Consider the following 16,294-nt stretch of genomic DNA (forward strand, 5'->3'; position numbering starts at 1 on the left):
CCGTCCAGGACGCTGGTGCTCTGCCGTCAGATCTGACCGCAGACCTCCATCGCGCGATCGCGCTCTGCCACCACATCCGACCGCAGAGCACCAGGCGGCGTGCACACCCGGGTCGAACGCGCGAAAGGCCCGAGCGCCGCCGCCTGACCGCACACCACCCCAGCGACGCCGCTTCGCCACCTGATCCACCCCTGGAAAACGATCAGGTGACCAAACCGCGCCCACGAACAGCGCAACGTCACCTGATCAACTCCAGCATGCGGACACGAAACGATCAGGTGACGAAGCGGCCACCAGAAGCGGCCGCTAGGTCACCCGATCGTTTCCGACGAGCGGGACCGACCGCCACCCCGGCCGGCCCCGCTCGCTCCCCCGTCAGCCGATCAGGCCCCCCGTCCCTGAGCGGCGACGCGTGACCACCAACGCCGTGCCACCGGCGATGATGAGCAGGCCACCCGCGAGCAGCAGCAGCGCGGACGTGCCACTACCGGTGTCAGCGAGGTCGTCGCCACCGTCGCCACCACCGTCGCTACCGCCGTCGCCACCACCGTTGCCGTCGTCATCGCCACCCGGAGGCGGCGTGCCCGGCGTCTCCGGCGGCGTCGGCGGGTCGAGCGGGGCGCAGGCGTCCGCGTCCAGCTCGTGACCGTTGTGGTCGACGAGGCCGAGGTTGAGCAGGCCGCCCGTGTCGCCGGAGCCCGGGTCGTCCGGGCACGACACCGACTCGGCGGTCGCGGTGGCCGGGTCGACCGTGACCGCGACGGTCACCTCGTAGGTGTGCGTCGTGTCGACGTCGATGGTGACGTCGCCGGTGATGGCGTTCTCCGGCGCGTCGGGCTCCTCGCCCTGGCCGGTGAACGTGTCCAGCACCGGGATGTCGCCCGGGTCGGTGTTGGCCGCCGTGACGTCGACGACGTCGATGCCGGTGCCGAACTGGAACTGGTCGCTCAGCACGTAGTCCCCGGCCGCGGCGCCGTCGTTGTGCACCTCCAGCTCGTAGGTGATGGTGTACGCGTTCGTGCCGGTCGACGTGGGCCCGGACGCGATGGTCTTGTCCAGGTGAATCGACGGCAGGTCGGCGCAGTCGGTGTCGGTGATCTCGTCGCCGCCCTCGGTGGTGAGGGTGGCGCCGTTGTTCAGACCGCCGTTCTCCCAGTTGTCGCCCGGCTCACCCGCGCACGCCGCCGCGGTGTTGCCGTCGTCGTCCACCTCGAAGTTCGGGGGGACGTCGGCGACGACGGTGATGGTGTAGACGTGCGGCGCGTAGCCGTCGTCGTTCATGCCCGGCAGCAGCACGTCCTCGGCGATGAGGGTGTCCTCGAGACCGTCCCAGTCCTCGTTCACGTCCACACCCTCGGGGTAGTCCGTGATCTCGGCGTAGTCGACCTCGACGGTGTCGCCGAACAGCAGCTCGTCCTCGAGGTCGTACGTGGTCTCGCCCGGCAGCAGGTTGTTCACCGTCAGCGTGTAGACGACCTGCCACTGGCCGTCGTCCACCGGCTCGGCGGACACCAGCTCCTTGTCGAGGTCCGGCTCACCGAGCGAGAGGCAGGCCTCGTCGTCGTCGGTGAGGTCGTTGTGCTCGATGCCGGTGCTGTTGGCCAGCCCGCCGTTCTCGCCGGAGTCCGGCTCGGGGCAGGTCATCGACTCGTCGGTGAGCGTCTCCTCGTCCAGCGAGAAGACCACCTGCACCTGGTAGGTGTGCACCCCGCCGGCGGCGAGCGGCACGTCCTCGGCGATGACGTTGACGGGGTCGCCGTCCGCGCCCTGGCCGGTCCAGGTGTCCAGCGCGGTGACGCCCTCGGGCGTCGTGATCACGTCGGAGGACTCGACGACGATCCCCTCGCCGTAGCGGAGCTGGTCGCTGATGGTGTAGTCACCGTCGCCCGCGCCCGTGTTCGACGCCACCAGGTCGTAGGTGATGGTCCACGTGCCGTCGCCGTTGGCGGTCGGCCCGTCGCTGATCGTCTTCTCGATGTCGATCGACGGCAGCGGCGCGCAGGCCTGGTCGTCCTCGGTCAGGCCCGCCTCGTCGGTCAGCGACGACGTGTTGTTGAACGCCGTGTCCGCCGTCGGGTCGCCGCCCTCGCCCGGGCACGCCGTCGGGTCCTCGCCGCCCTCACCGGGCACGAGCTGCAGCGGCGCTTCCGCGATCACCGTCAGCTCGTAGTGGTGCGGCGCGTACCCGTCGTCGTCGGTGCCCAGGAGCGGCACCTGCTCGGCGACGACCAGCTGGTCCTGCCCGTTCCACGGCGGGTCGAACAGCGTGGCCTCGGCGGGCGACACGGTGACGTCGGCGGAGACGATGGTGACCTGGTCGGAGAAGTGCAGCTCGTCCGACAGGTCGTACCACGTCGCCTGGACGCCCTTGTTCGTCACGTCGATGCCGTAGACGATCTCCCACTGGCCGTTGCCGATCGGCGTGGCCGAGATGAGCGTCTTGTCGTGGGTCGGCTGGCCGACCTCACGGCACTCGGTGTCGGTGTCCGGGTAGCCGTTGAACGACGAGTTCGCGTCGTTGTACAGCCCCGTGCCCTCTTCACCCTCGCCGCCGGCCAGCGTGCAGTCCGACGGGTCGGGCTGGGCGGGCGGGTTCGGCAGGTCGACGGTGAACTGGACGGTGACGGTGTACTCGTGCGCCTCCAGCGCCCCGATCGGCTCGTCCTCGACGATCAGCAGGTCGCTGACGCCGTCGTACTCCGGCCGGGTGGTGATGGTGCCCGGGACGGTGTTCGCGGCGACCACCGAGCCGTCGACGATCTCGATGCCGGCGCCGAAGCGCAGCGCGTCCTCGAGGTCGTAGTCGGTCGGCACCTCGGACTCGTTGGTGACGGTGAGGCCGTAGGTGATCTCCCAGACGCCGGGCTGGTTCTCCCGGTCCACGACGTGCGGCTCGGTGACGACGGTCTTGTCGAGCGTGACGATCGGCAGGTCGCCGCACTCGTCGTCGGTGAGGTCCTCGTGGTTGGTCGGGTCCAGCGTGGCGTGGTTGAACAGCCCCGTCGTCGCGTCGCCGGCCTGCTGGCCGTCGGTGCAGGCCAGGTTCTCCGGCACCGCCGTCACCTCACCGGTGTCGGGGTCGGTGGTGAGCCGGATGGTGACCTCGAGCGTGTAGACGTGCTCGGTGCCGTTCTCGACGGTCGACTGCGGCGCGATCGGCACCTCGCCGGTCACGACGTTGAGGTCGGTCGTGCCGTCCCAGTTCGGGTTCAGCAGGCCGTCGGCCTCCGGCGGACCGGACACCACCTCGGTGTCGACCACCTCGACGCCGTCGCCGTAGCCGGTGAGGTCGTCGGTGAGCAGATACGCCCCCGGGATCATCCCGGTGTTCTCGGCGACCAGCTCGTAGACGACCGTCCACGTGCCGTCGTCGTCCGGGTTCTCCGTGGGTCCGGACACCGTGCGCTTGTCGAACTCGTAGTCGATGTTCGAGTAGCCGAAGTCGATCGTGTGGTCGTTCTCGCCCGGACCGCCGGTGGTGATGGCGGCGTACGGGAAGTCGCCGTCGTCGGTGGTCTCCACGAGGCCGTCCGAGTCGTTCCGGTTCGCGTCGACGGAGTTCGGGTCACCGGTGTCGGGCACCGTCGGATACCAGTTCTCCAGCGGCCCGCCGGCTTCGTAGTCCGCCGGGTTGTCGACGCCCACGACGTAGTCGGTGTGCGTCTTCAGCTGGTAGTCCTGGTCGTTGGACGAGAAGTAGTACTCGCCCTTCGCGTCGGTCGTCGTGGTGGAGACGAGCGTGCGGTTGCCGTCCTCGTCCACCTCGTACAGGTTGACAGTGGCGCCCTCGACCGGAGCCTCGTCCGGGTCCTGGATGCCGTCGTTGTCGTTGTCGTACCAGACGTAGTTGCCGATCTCGATCGGCGCGGCCGACGCCATCGCCGTCAGCTCACCGAGGCCGTTGCCCTTGACCGTCGCGCCGGGCGGCACGTTGGTCCCGGTGATGATCGCCGCACCGCGCGGCTCGACCAGCCCGCCGTTGTCCTGGAAGTACCGGCGGGTGCCGACCTGGAAGCCGCCCTCGGCCGTGTGCAGGCCGGTCTCGAGAATGCCGTCCTCACGGCTGGGAACGACGAGCGTCGCGCCGAGGTGCTCCGCCCCGTTCACCCAGGTGTCCATGAAGAACTTGCCCGGCTGGCCGTTGGGGCCGTTGAGCGTCACCTGCGTGTTCGCGCCCGGCTGGCCATTGACCTGGCCGTTCTGCTCGATGCTCCAGGTGCCGTCGCCATTCGAGCCCGCCTTCAGCAGCTCACCGCCGAGCGAGCGGGGAACGACGAGGAAGTCGTTGTCCGGTGCGAGGTTGGTGTAGGCGCCGAAGAGGTCGCCGCCCAGGTCGCGGATGCCCACGACCAGATCGCCGTGCAGGTAGCGCGCGTCGGCGACGATCGGCACGGCGGAGTACATCACGTTGCCCTGCAGGAACTGCAGCCAGTCGGCGGAGTTGGTGGTCCACGGCTGGTAGTTGGCGCTGAAGAGGCCGGCGAACAGGCCGCGGTTGTAGTCGAGCGGGAAATCCAGCACCAGGGTGAGGTCCGTCGGATCGGCCGGGTCGAACGAGTACACGTAGGCGTGCAGGTCGGCGCGGCTGCCGGTGGACTCGGCCGTGTCCGTCACGGTCAGGTACATCTCGTTGGTCTCGGGGTTGGCGGAGATGCCGTGCGGGCGCAGGTCGCTGCCGTCCGGGAAGTACGAGTCCAGCTCGTGCTCGGTCACGTCGAGCACCTGGGTGCCGTCGCGACTGATGCCGATCTCGACCAGAGACCGGTTGTGGAGGTTCACCGCGAACAGCGACTCCTGGTCGTTGGAGATCTCCATCGCGCCGAGGCCCTCGCGCCCGACCCGGTCCCAGGCCTGGGTGTCGCGCCCCCAGTCGTAGGCGGGGTTGTCGAGCGCCATGATCGGCCGCAGGCCGTTCGGGTCACCGACCGCCGCGCCAGGGTCCGAGTCGCTGCCGACGTCGATCCCGTAGTCGGTCAGGTCCAGAAAGACGTCGCCGGTGGCGGTGGGCGAGGCCGGCGTGCCGTCGTCCGGCGTGATCTTGTAGATCGCGCCGATGCCGCCCGGGCCGATACCGGTGTGTCGCCGGACGTACGCCGAGGCGAACACCGAGCCCATGACGCCAGGCTCCTCGGCCCGCTGGTAGGCCGTGCCGTAGGTCGTGCCGATCTGGCCGAACGGCACCTGCATGGTGGTCGGCACCGCCGTCGTGGTGTTCGGGCTCATCGCCTCGTACTCGTGCGCCGCGCCGCCGAATTCGGCGGAGAAGGCGCCGTCGTGGCCGCCGAACCGGAACGCGGGCAGGAACACGAACGGGTTGTTCTCGACGAACGTGCCCGGGGTCTGGAAGGAGAAGTCGACCGAGGTCGCCGGGACGGCGTCGACGAACTGGACGGTGGTGCCGTTGCTCGAGCCGGCCGCGCGGCCGACGACGGAGTCGCGCCACTCCTCCCACTCCGGCGTGTCCGGCACGTTCGCCTCGACCCGCCACGGACCGGCGTCGCTGGTCACCGGCAGCGAGTAGGTGCCGTCGGCCGCGGTGGTCACCGGGCCGGCGACGTTGCCGGCGGCGTCGTAGGCGTAGACCTCGATGCCCTCCAGCAGGCCGGACGCCTCGAACGTGTCGTACATGCCGTCAGAGTCGTAGTCCTGCCAGATGGTGCCGGTGATCGGATCGCCGACGGCGGCCTGCGCCGGCAGGGTGGACGCACCGGCGGCACCGAGCACGGATGCGACGAGGCCCAGGGCGACGAGTCCTCCCCCCACCGCGCGGGCCCGTCGTGGGCGGGGTTGGGGTGGTCGGCCGTGGCCGCGTTCCTGGAGCGCTCTCACAGGGGTCCTCCGTCGCTGTCGTACAACTGCGGTTGCACCTCGGCGCCGCACCACCCGGGGCCCGGATAGACGACGGCGCTGACCATGAAGAGTCGGCCGGCATGGCGATCAGCACGCGATGTGACGCACATCACGTTTCGAAGCGGAACTCCCCGGCTCGAGTGTCCGAATTGCCAGGTGAGCGAGCCGTGGCCATGCCTACACTCGGGCGCATGACCCCTCCGACCGGACCGCGCACGCGGCGGCTGGCGCACGCCACGGCCCTCGCCGCCGTCGCCGTCCTCGCGCTCAGCGGGTGCTCCGGCGACGCCGAACCGGACGCCGCGGCCGGCGCGTCCGAGTCGGGTGACGGGCCGCGGCCGCTCACCGGTGACGAGGCGCAGCGGCTGTCGATGATGCGGTACACGAACTACACCGACGGCGTCCGGGCGGTCCGCTTCGAGGTGGTCGACAACGGCCGCACCCTCACCGTCGACGGCTGGGCCGACTTCGCCCAGCACGTCGGCTACGCCCAGGTCGGCGAGGCCGGCGCCGACCCGGAGCTGGTGGCGTGGACGCTGTCCGGGTTCACCTCGCACGCGCCGGTCGGGCCGGCCGATCCGGACGGCGGCGGGCCGCCGCTGCCGCCGCCCGACGACGCCGCGTGGACGTCGTCGGCGCTGGCGCCGGAGCAGTCCCGGCTGCACGCGGTGCTGGCGCTGGTCTTCCAGGCCGCCAGCGACCGGCCCGACAACCCGTTGCTGTTGCAGCAGACCGACGCACGCTGGCTGCGCTCCGACGAGGTCGGGGGCGTTGCCGTCGACGTCGTCGCCGGGCCGACCGCCGACCGCGCTTACGACCCTGCCACCGCCACCGGCGCGGCCGACGGCAGCGAGGCGACGGTGCGGTACTGGGTGGACGAGCAGGGCCGGCTGCTGCGGCTGGAGACCCGGCTGGGCGGCGCGGGCGACTGGACCACCGTCGACTTCGCCGACGCGCCCGGCGTCGACGTCGCCGGCGCCTTCCTCACGACGACGGCGAGCGGCTGATGACCGAGCAGAACACCGACCCGACGACCCCGCCGAGTGGCCGCACCCGGCGCCGTGACCTGCTGCGCGGCCTGGCCGCCGCCGGTGCCGCCGCAGGCTTCGCGGGCGCCGCCGGACTGGCCGCCGGACGTGCGACCGCCGACGACGAGCGGCGGGCGGCGGCCACGACCGAGGCGCCCGCCGCTCCCGTGGGCGGGCGGCCGGACGCCGTCGACGCCGCCGGGCCGCACCAGGCCGGCATCGCCCGTCCGGGGACGCCGCAGCCGCACGGCCTGCTGCTGGTCCTCGACCTCGTCGCGACGCCGGCACCCACGGCGCCGTACCGCGACGCCGTCCGGGCCCTGTGCGCACGGCTGGGCACCGCGATCCTCGACCTCACCGGCGAGCGGGCGGCCGAGGCCGGGCTGCTGGACGGGCCCGGCGACCTCACGGCGACGATCGGGCTCGGGCCGCGGGTCGTCGCCGCGTTCGGGGCCGATCTCCCGGGCGCGCAGCCGCTGCCCGCGTTCGCCGCGGACTCCTCCGTGCCGCCCGAACGGACCGGCGGCGACCTGCTGATCGCCGTCTACGCGAGCGACCCCAACGACGTCCACCGAGGCGCGTCCTGGCTGGCCGAGCGGGCCGACCCCGACGCCGTCCCGCGGTGGTCGCAGCGCGGTTTCCGGGCGCCCGGCACCGGCACGATCGCGCGCAATCCGCTCGGCTTCCACGACGGCGTGATCGTGCCGCAGAACGCCGACGAGCAGGACGAACACGTCTGGATCGCGGACGGCCCGCTGGCCGGCGGCAGCATCTGCGTCGTGCGCCGGCTGCGGCTGGACGCCGCCCGGTTCACGGCCGAGCCGGTCGAGCGTCAGGAGGCCGTCATCGGCCGGCACCGCAACGACGGCTCCCCGCTGTCCGGCGGCGGCCCCACCGGCGAGGTCGACCTGCTCGCCAAGACCGCCGACGGCCTGTACGTCACGCCCGCGCGGTCACACGTGCGGGCGGCGCACCCGTCCGTCACCGGCAGCGCCCTGATGCTGCGCCGCGGCTACGCCTTCGACGACGGCGCCGCCGACGCCGGCCTGCTGTTCGTCTGCTTCCAGCGCGACCTGCGCACCTTCGTCCAGACCCAGTTCCGGCTCGACGAGGTCGACGACCTGGGCGGCTACGTGACGCCGACCGGCAGCGCGACCTTCCTCATCCTCCCCGGCTTCGACGCCGACCACCCGCTCGGCGTCACCCTGCCCTGACGGGGTCCTCGATGGGGCGGCCGAAGTCGACCGCGTCGAGGACGGCCTGCGGGGCGCGGTCGAGGATCTCCGCGTCCGGCCGGGCGCCGAGCGCGTCGTTCACCGTCGAGAACGCGATGCGCAGCGCGCAGAAGACCGTGATCGCGAAGATCTCGCCGTCGGTCCAGCCGGCCTCGCGCAGCGACTGGACGTCGCGCTGGGCGGTGCCGTTCGGGTCGCGGACGACCTTGCGGGCCCACGCCGCCATCGCGCGTTCCTTCGCGGTCAGGCCGTCGTCGCGGCCGGTGAGGACGGCGGCCGCGGTGTCCGGGTCCGCCTCGCCGGCCAGCCGGGAGCCCCACACCAGCGAGCAGAGCGAGTCGCCGAGCGAGGACGCGGTCGCGCCGACCAGGATGCCGCGCTGCCTGAACGTCATCGCGTTGCTCTCCCACACGTGCGTGATCAGGTCGAACAGCCGCTCGTGCGCCTCCGGCCCGTACGCCCACAGCCGCGACGCGTTCATGACGTAGCCGTCCTCAGCGAGGTCGTGCTGGTAGAGCTGCTGCGCCGCGGGCGAGTCGGGCGCGTCGGCCAGGAAGTGCGTCATCGGGTCACCTTCGGTCGGTCGGGATCGTCGATCAGGACGGTCAGGACGGGGTTGTCGACGTCGGCGGCGAGGACCCGGGCGGTCGCCAGCGCGCCGCCGTCGCCGAGGCGGTGCCGGTGCAGCTGCGCGCGGACCACCAGCTCGCGCATGCCGTCCCGCGCGGCCAGCGTCCCGAGCGACGTGACCAGCGGACGGGCGAGGTCGTCGTCGCCGCGCTCGAGGGCGGCGTCGATCGCGGTGTCGAGCACGTGGCCCTGCATCCAGTGGTAGCGGTCGGTGGTCCGGTTGCAGCGGACGGTCGCCTCGGTCAGCCACTCCGCCGCCGCCAGCCGGTCGCCGCGGCCGGCGCTGACGAGGCCGAGCCCGCGCGCCGCGAACCCCTCCCAGCACGGGTCGCCGACCTGGCAGCCGAGCACCCACGACTGCTCGAACGCGTCGGCGGCCGCGGCGACTTCGCCGTTGCGCAGGTGCACCTCGGCGCGCAGCGCCTGCGGCCACGGCAGGAACGCCAGCCAGCGCTGCTCGTGCACGATCCGCAGCGAGCGGTCCGCGGCGACGGCGGCCTGGTGCCGCTCGTCGCGCAGCAGGTGCGCACGCGCCAGGATCGACAGCGACCACGCCTCCTGCCGGTCGTCACCGGCGGTGCGGGCCCGCTCGATCGAGTCGTTCAGGTAGGTGAACGACGCCGGGTAGTCGCCCTCGTCGGACGCGTTCTGCCCGCGGACGCCGAGGATCGCGGCCAGCTCGGCGTCGGTCTCGGCCAGCTCCTGGGCGCGCGAGAGCCAGCCCCGGGCGGCGGCGCGGCGACCGGCCTGCACCTCGACGTAGCCCAGCTCGCGGTTCGCGGTGACGGCGGTCGCCCGGTCACCGGCCGCGGCGGCGGACCGCAACGCCTCGTGCAGGACGAGCGCGCCCTCCTCGTCGCGGCCGCGGACGGCGTGCACGAGGGCGCCACCGAGCGCCGTCAGCGTCCGGGCCTGCAGCCGCGGGTCCCGGCAGCGGGCCGCCTCGGCGACGGCGCGGCGCAGGCTCTGGATGCCCGGGTCGACGGCGCCCGCGACGATCGCCGCGCGGCCCGCGTCGAGCTGACTCAGCGCTGCCGCGCGGCCGCTCAGCGCCGGTGTCCGGGGCGAGTCCGACGCGGCCGACGCGGCCTCCGTCAGCGCCACCGACGCCTCGACGCCCAGCTCGCGCATGAGCACGTCCCGCCCGGCCGCGACCTGCAACTGCGCCGCCGTCCGGTCCCCGGCCATGGCGAGGCTGCGGACCAGCAGCTCGTGGTTGCCCTCCTCGAGCGGGTTCAGCTCGACCGCCCGTGCCGCGTACGGGACGGCGTCCGCGGCCCGGCCACCGGCCAGCAGCGCGACTGCCGTCTGCCGCAGCCGCGACTCGACCAGCGCCGACACCCGGTGCCGCTCGACCGCCAGCCACGACTCCGCCTCCGGGCAGGACGCGACGTGGACGCCTTCGAGCAGCTCGTGGCCGGCGCCCAGCAGCGGCGCCGGATCGCCCAGCTCGTCGGACAGTAGCCGGACGTCGACGGCGTCGTCGGGCAGGCCGCCGAGCGCGATGGGGTCGCCGGTGAGCACGTCGGACCGGCCGAGCGCCCGGCGCAGTTCCGCGAGCGTCCAGCGCAGCGCGCCGAGCGGATCCTCGGCGTCGGCGAAGAACAGTTCGGCCAGCCGCTGCCGGCTCGGCGGCCGGTCCGCGAGCAGCACGTAAGCGAGCAGCACCCATGCCTTCCGGCCCCGGGGCGCGCGCACCGGCCGGCCGTCGCGCTCGATGGCCGGTGGCCCCAGGAGCCGGATCGTCCCCATGCGATTCCCCCCGCTGGGTCGATTGTGACCACGAAAGGCGGGCCATGGAACAGTTGGCGGCCGATTTTCGGGTGAAGTCGCGTGTGACGGGCAATTGCCCGGGAGTGGCCGAGTGGGGCATCCTGCACGGACGCACTTTCGACGGCGTTGCGCGAAAGGGGGACGGCGAGATGGCAGAGACTCTGGTCGGCGAGCGGGTCGTGTTGCTGGACCCGGCCGGCGCCGCCGTGGGCACGGCGCTCAAGAGCGAGGTCCACCACGCGGCGACGCCGCTGCACCTGGCCTTCTCCTGCTATGTGTTCGACGCCGGGGGATCGCTGCTGGTGACGAAGCGGGCCGCCAGCAAGGCGACCTGGCCGGACGTGTGGACGAACTCGTTCTGCGGCCATCCCGCCCCGGACGAGGACATGGCGACGGCGCTGGCCCGGCGGGCGGTGGACGAGCTGACCATCCGGCTGGGCGACCTGCGACCCGTCCTGCCCCGGTTCCGCTACCGCGCGGTCATGCCGAACGGCGTCGTCGAGAACGAGGTCTGCCCGGTCTACGCCGCGACGACGGCCGACCCGCCCGAACCGCACGATTCCGAGGTCAGCGCCCTGGAATGGGTGCCCTGGTCGATGTTCCGCGACGACGTCCTGGCCGGCCGCCGCGAGGTGTCGCCCTGGTGCGCCTGGCAGGTCGCCGAACTGGCCGCCCTGCCGGACGATCCGCTCGCCTGGCCCGCCGGCGACTGGAGCGAGTTGCCGCCGGCCGCGCTGGGCCCGGCAGCCTAGCGTCGCTGATTGAGTCCGCTGCCCGGCAGCGGTGCGGGAGGCTGGTGCCGCACGGAGTGTTGACGAGGACGCCACAAGTTGGCACTGGCGTCAACACTCCTCAACCGTCGCTCCCCTCGGCGGCGGGTCTACCGCCGCGCGCGCCGAAGCGCTAGAATGATCACGTACGGCACGCCTTCCGGCTCGGCACCACCGAACCGGGAGGCTTTCGGCGTTTCTGGGCCCTTTGCGCGCACCCAGGGCAGAATGCCCCGATGGTGCCGAACCCGCCGACCCGCCTGACGCGCATGTCCGACAAGGCGATCCACGACCTCGCCGCGCTGCACGACCTGCTCGCCGACGTGCTGCTGGGGCACGTGTCGGTGGTGGTCGACGGCTACCCGGTGGCGTTCCCGACGGCCGTGGCCCGCGACGGCGACCGGCTGCTGGTGCACGGGTCCACCGGCTCGTCGTGGCTGCGGGCGCTCAGCACCGGCGCGGCCGCGTCGGTCAGCGTCACCGCCATGGACGCCGTCGTGGTGGCGCGGTCGGGGTTCGAGTCGTCCTTCCACTACCGCAGCGCGGTGTTGTTCGGCCGCTTCACCACCCTCGACGGTGACGACGAGGAGCGGGCTCTGGACGTGCTGGTCGACCGCATCCTGCCGGGCCGCTCCGCCGAGCTGCGCCGCCCGACGAAGCGGGAACTGGCGGCCACGCTGATCCTCGCGCTGCCGATCGCCGACTGGTCGCTGAAGGTGTCCGAGCGCTGGCCCGAGGACCTCCCCGAGGACGTCGACGGGCCGGCCTGGGCGGGGGTCGTGCCGCTGCGGCGCGGCTACGACGACCCCGTCCCGGCGCCCGACCTGCGCGACGGCGTCGCCGTGCCGGCGTCGGTGCGGGCCATCACCCGACGGTGAGCCTGACGACGACCGGCGGCGTCGAGTAGGGCGTCGACTCGTCGACGCGCAGGCTGGCCAGGTACTCGCCGGCCGCGAGCCGGCGCCCGTCCAGCAGCACCCGCACCGTCCGGCTCTGCCCGGGCTTCAACTCGCCCACCGGGCTGACGACCCGCAGCCACGGCAGGTCCGCCGACGGCGCGCAGTCGGTGTACCCGGGCAGCCGCTCGACCGCGAGGTCGCCGTAGTAGAGGCCGTCAGACCCGCCGACCTTGACGAATCCGCAGGCGCCGGCGGTCCGGTACAGCGCGTACCCGGAGGCGGGCAGCCGGCTCCAGGTGTCGGTGCCGGGGTCGTAGGCGTGCGTCTCGTTGGTGATGACGGAGGAACGCTCGGCCGACCCGCCGGACACGATCAGCCGCCCGTCGACGACGGCGTACGCCGCGGCCCACTGGTCCAGCGGCAGGTCCGCCACCGGCGACCAGCTGTCCGTTGACGGCGTATAGACGTAGGACGACAGGCCGTCGCTGCCCGGCCCGATGCCGCCCGCGCAGTACACCTTCCCGTCGATGCCGCCGCAGGAGGTCCAGGCGGTGTTCTGCGGGTAGTCGGCCAGCCGGGTCCACTCGTCGGCGACCGGGTCGTAGCGGAGCACGTCGGTGTTGCCGCAGCCCTCGGCCGCGCAGCCGCCGACGACGTACAGCTGCCCGTCCAGCACCGCCGTGCCCGAGGCCGCCCAGGGCGACGGGTTCGGCGCGCCCTCGGACCACGTGTCGGTGGCCGGGTCGTAGATCGACGTGGCGGCGACCGGCTGCAGGTCGTCACCCCAGCCGCCGCTGAGGACGAACCGGCCGCCGAGGAAGGCGCCGGCCGGCTTCTGCCGCCCGATCGGAAGCGGGGCGAGCGCCGTCCAGCTCCCGGCCGTCTCGTCGTACGCGTACGCGGTGCGCAGCGGCGGGCCGTCGCCCAGCGAGCCGCCGAACGAGTACAGCCGTCCGTCCAGCACCCCGGCGACGCTGTCCTTGACCCGGGTCGGGTACGGGGCGAGGTCCGCCCAGGGCGCCGCGTCCAGCACCGGCGCACGCGCGGCGTCCAGGGCGGGCCGCTCGCCACCGGGCAGCGGGCTCACCTCGGCGGGCACCCGCCGGACGGAGTCAACAGCGGCGACGGTGTCAGCCGACGGTGCTGACGCGGACGCGAAGCCGGTGCCGTCGCGCTCCTCCAGCCGGAAGCTCGCGGGGCGGTCGCCGGTGTTGGTGACGGTGAAGGTCGCGGTCACGACGCCCGCCCGGCCGGCGGTCGCCTCGACGACGGCGGGCGTGGCCTCCAGGCGACCGGCGCCGAGCGCGACGTCGTGCCGGGTGACCGCACCCGCCGCGACCCGCACTCCCACCGTCGACGGCGTCAACTCACCCGCCGTCGTGGTGATGGAGCGCCGTCCCGCGGCGGCGAAGAGCCAGTAGCGCCCGTCCTCGGCCGTCGTGGCGGCCGCCGCACCGGCGTTGACCTCGGCGCCTGCGACCGGCTCGTCGGTGTGCGTACTCGTCACGCCGCCGACGACCAGCCCGCCGGGCGCCGCCTCGCAGCCGCTGTCGCCGAGGTAGACGTCGTCGACCTGCCACCACCAGGTGTGGTCGCCACCCACGTAGTGGAACCGGACCAGCACGCCGGCGCGCCCCGCCGCGGCCGGCACCGGCACCCGCACGACGGCTGGCCCTCGCAGGTCGGCCCGCTGCCGGTAGACGTTCTGCCAGCTCGTCCCGCCGTCGATCGACACGTCGACGTCGGCCCGCTCGAACCAGTAGTGCTGCAGGTCCGTGCGGAACTCCAGTACCGGCCGGTCCACCCCGGTGAGGTCGACGGCGGGCGTGACGAGCGAGGCGTCCTGCTTGCCGTCCTCGCCGTAGGCGTCGCTGTCGAGGACGGCGAACCCGTCGCTGCCGCCGGTGCGGTTGCCGTGGCCGCCGGGGTCGTCGAAGGTCCAGCCCTGGCCGGTGCCGGCGTGGTCGACCAGGCTCCAGCCAGCCGGCGTCTCCGGGTCGTCGAACGACTCGTGCAGCCCGCCGGAGCCGCGGCGGTAGCCGGGCGCCGTGCAGGTGTCCGGGTCCACGGCGACCGCGACGTCCGCCGTCGTCGCCGCGGTCAGGTCGAGCGTCGTGGTCGACGGCACGTAGCCCGGGTAGCGCGGCGTCACGGTCAGCGTCGCCGCGCCGACCGGCACCTGCAGCTCGTACGCGCCGGTGACCGGGTCGGTGACGGTCGTCAGGGGTGTCCCGTCGACGTCGACCCGCGCGTCGAGCGGCCAGCCGGCGCCGGACCCGTCCGTCACGACGCCACTGACGGTGACCCGCTCCAACGGTGTCAGCGCGAGGTCCTGAACCGTCGTGGCATCGGCCGTGACGGCGACGCCGTCCAGCCGCACCGGCGCGTAGCCGAACACCGAGACCGTCACGTCGTAGCTGCCGGCCGACAGGCTGAGCCGGAACGCGCCGCTCGCGTCGGTGGCCGTGCCGCGCGACGCCGGCCCGGTGACGGACAGCTCCGCGCCCTCGATCGGCGCGCCGGTGGCGGCGTCGGTGACGGTGCCGCTCAGCGTCCCGACATCGCCGGTGGGCGCCGACGCGATGGCGGCGAGCGCGTCCAGCCGGCCCTCGCCGTACACGTTGTTGTCGTCGGCGGTCCCGCCGCAGCTGGTGTCGTCGGTGTCCCGCGCGCCGTCGTCGAGCAGCCGCCGGGTCGCGTCGACGTCGCCGACGAGCGACGGCGCCGCCGACCACAGCAGCGCCACCGTGCCGGCGGCGTGCGGCGCCGCCATCGACGTCCCGCTGTAGATCGCGTAACCGCCGCCGGGGACGCTGGAGCGCACCGCGGTGCCCGGCGCGGAGATGTCCGGCTTGGTGTCGCCGCCGGTGCCGGGACCGCGGCTGGAGTCGAACGAGATGCGGTCGTTGACGTTGTGGTTGCCGACGGCGTAGACCTCGGCGTACTCGCCCGGCGAGCCGGCGGTGCCGCAGGCCGGGCCGGTGTTGCCGTTGGAGAATACCGGGAAGATCCCGGCCGCCCGCCAGGCCCGGACGATGTCGCGGAACCAGTCGTCGCCGGCCGGGCCGCTCCACGAGTTGTTGACGATGTCGGGGCGGCGCGCGGAGTCCGGGTTCCGGCCGTCGAGGTCGGTCGGCTGCAGCACCCACTGCGCCGCCGAGGTCAGGCCGAACTCGCTGCAGCCGTCGAACTCGCAGCCCTTCGCCGAGATCCAGGTGGCGCCCGGCGCGACGCCGATGCGGTTGCCGGCGCCGTCGTCGCCCACCATGGTGCCGATGGTGTGGCTGCCGTGGCCGACGTTGTCGCACGGCACGGTGGACGGGTCGCCGCAGACCGCCGACGGGTCCCACCAGTTGTACGCGTGGTCGAACGTGCCGTCATGGCGGTTGCCGCGATACGACCCGGCCAGCGCCGGATGATCGAACTGGGCGCCGGAGTCGATGCTCGCGACCACGATGCCCTCGCCCCTGACGCCGTCCTGCTCCCAGACCTGGTCGGCGCGGATGTTCGCCACGCCCCACTCGACGCCGGTGGCGGCCGCCGTCGCGGCCGGGGCGCTCTCGACCGGCTGCTCCAGCGCGACGGTGTCCGGCTCGCGCACGGCGGTGACGGCGCCGTCCGCCGCCGCGAGCGTGGCCAGCTGCTCCGACGCGCCCTCGACGATGATCGTGTTGGTGATCCAGAACGACTCGTACTGCAGCCCGCGCGCCTCGAGATCGGCGACGACGTCGGCCTGGCTGGTCCGCGCCGCGTCTCGCAGGGCGGCGGCCACGGCCTCGCCGCGCGCCGTCCAGTCGGGGACGGCGGCGGCCGCGGCGAGCTCCGCGGCCAGGTCGTCGGGCTGGGCGAACTCGATGACCAGGTCACTCGCGCCCTCGGCCAGGGTGTCGCGCAACTCCGGCTCGATCTTCGCCGCGGCTGCCGAGGGCGCGGCCTCCGGGGCGCCGTCGGCGGCGGGGACCAGGGCGAGCAGCAGCGCGGCCGCGGCGGACGCCGTCGTGAACCATCGAACCCGCTCGTGAGTGCGCACGTCAGCCTCTCCCAACGCCCCGGCTCAGGGGGCGCCGGGGGCGCGTTCACGCTGCCAGCCGCGGTGGGCAGCCGTCTAT

The 16,294-nt window shown here is 73.4% G+C and carries 8 protein-coding genes; 4 read left to right on the forward strand and 4 right to left on the reverse strand.

Going from position 1 to position 16,294, the window contains the following annotated elements; translation table 11 throughout:
* Positions 1-375: 375 nt before the first annotated feature.
* The gene (locus ACW62_RS12450) at positions 376-5,763 is read right to left on the reverse strand and encodes an SdrD B-like domain-containing protein (protein ID WP_157574706.1); all 5,388 of its coding nucleotides are present in this window, start codon (positions 5,761-5,763) and stop codon (positions 376-378) included.
* A 278-nt stretch (positions 5,764-6,041) separates the two neighbouring features.
* Between ACW62_RS12450 and ACW62_RS12455 the strand changes: the two genes are divergently transcribed.
* On the forward strand, positions 6,042-6,857 hold the full coding sequence (locus ACW62_RS12455) for a hypothetical protein (RefSeq protein WP_053204435.1): 816 nt from the start codon (positions 6,042-6,044) through the stop codon (positions 6,855-6,857).
* Positions 6,857-8,092: a Dyp-type peroxidase gene (locus ACW62_RS12460; RefSeq protein ID WP_083459692.1), complete on the forward strand. Its 1,236-nt coding sequence runs from the start codon at positions 6,857-6,859 to the stop codon at positions 8,090-8,092. The genes ACW62_RS12455 and ACW62_RS12460 overlap by 1 nt, the downstream gene beginning before the upstream one ends.
* On the opposite strand, the gene ACW62_RS12465 is transcribed toward ACW62_RS12460, so the two are convergent.
* Together ACW62_RS12465 and ACW62_RS12470 are read right to left on the reverse strand one after the other, a co-directional pair.
* Positions 8,079-8,678, reverse strand: coding sequence for a carboxymuconolactone decarboxylase family protein (locus ACW62_RS12465; RefSeq protein WP_053204436.1), 600 nt, complete (start codon positions 8,676-8,678; stop codon positions 8,079-8,081). The two genes, ACW62_RS12460 and ACW62_RS12465, sit on opposite strands and share 14 nt — an antisense overlap.
* Positions 8,675-10,495 carry an AfsR/SARP family transcriptional regulator gene (locus tag ACW62_RS12470; RefSeq protein WP_053204437.1) on the reverse strand — a complete coding sequence of 607 codons (1,821 nt, stop codon included), beginning with the start codon at positions 10,493-10,495 and terminating at the stop codon, positions 8,675-8,677. Before ACW62_RS12470 ends, ACW62_RS12465 begins: the two co-directional genes overlap by 4 nt.
* 170 nt (positions 10,496-10,665) lie before the next feature.
* Here ACW62_RS12470 and idi point away from each other — a divergent pair, with 170 nt between their 5' ends.
* Both idi and ACW62_RS12480 read left to right on the forward strand, forming a co-directional pair.
* Positions 10,666-11,268 (forward strand): isopentenyl-diphosphate Delta-isomerase, encoded by a 603-nt coding sequence (idi, locus tag ACW62_RS12475; protein ID WP_053204438.1) that lies wholly within the window; start codon positions 10,666-10,668, stop codon positions 11,266-11,268.
* 254 nt (positions 11,269-11,522) lie between these two features.
* Complete coding sequence (locus tag ACW62_RS12480) at positions 11,523-12,164, forward strand: pyridoxamine 5'-phosphate oxidase family protein (protein ID WP_053204439.1); 642 nt, start codon at positions 11,523-11,525, stop codon at positions 12,162-12,164.
* Here ACW62_RS12480 and ACW62_RS12485 read toward each other — a convergent pair.
* The gene (locus ACW62_RS12485) at positions 12,151-16,215 is read right to left on the reverse strand and encodes a S8 family serine peptidase (protein WP_053204440.1); all 4,065 of its coding nucleotides are present in this window, start codon (positions 16,213-16,215) and stop codon (positions 12,151-12,153) included. The genes ACW62_RS12480 and ACW62_RS12485 overlap by 14 nt on opposite strands.
* Between the last annotated feature and the right edge of the window lie 79 nt (positions 16,216-16,294).

The organism is Jiangella muralis (assembly GCF_001270745.1).
Lineage (GTDB): Bacteria > Actinomycetota > Actinomycetes > Jiangellales > Jiangellaceae > Jiangella > Jiangella muralis.

Bases quoted from the DNA above. Each gene is read 5' to 3' on its own strand.
- ACW62_RS12455 (WP_053204435.1), top strand. From the start codon at position 6,042: ATGACCCCTCCGACCGGACCGCGCACGCGGCGGCTGGCGCACGCCACG.
- ACW62_RS12460 (WP_083459692.1), top strand. From the start codon at position 6,857: ATGACCGAGCAGAACACCGACCCGACGACCCCGCCGAGTGGCCGCACC.
- ACW62_RS12465 (WP_053204436.1), bottom strand. From the start codon at position 8,678: ATGACGCACTTCCTGGCCGACGCGCCCGACTCGCCCGCGGCGCAGCAG.
- ACW62_RS12470 (WP_053204437.1), bottom strand. From the start codon at position 10,495: ATGGGGACGATCCGGCTCCTGGGGCCACCGGCCATCGAGCGCGACGGC.
- idi (WP_053204438.1), top strand. From the start codon at position 10,666: ATGGCAGAGACTCTGGTCGGCGAGCGGGTCGTGTTGCTGGACCCGGCC.
- ACW62_RS12480 (WP_053204439.1), top strand. From the start codon at position 11,523: ATGGTGCCGAACCCGCCGACCCGCCTGACGCGCATGTCCGACAAGGCG.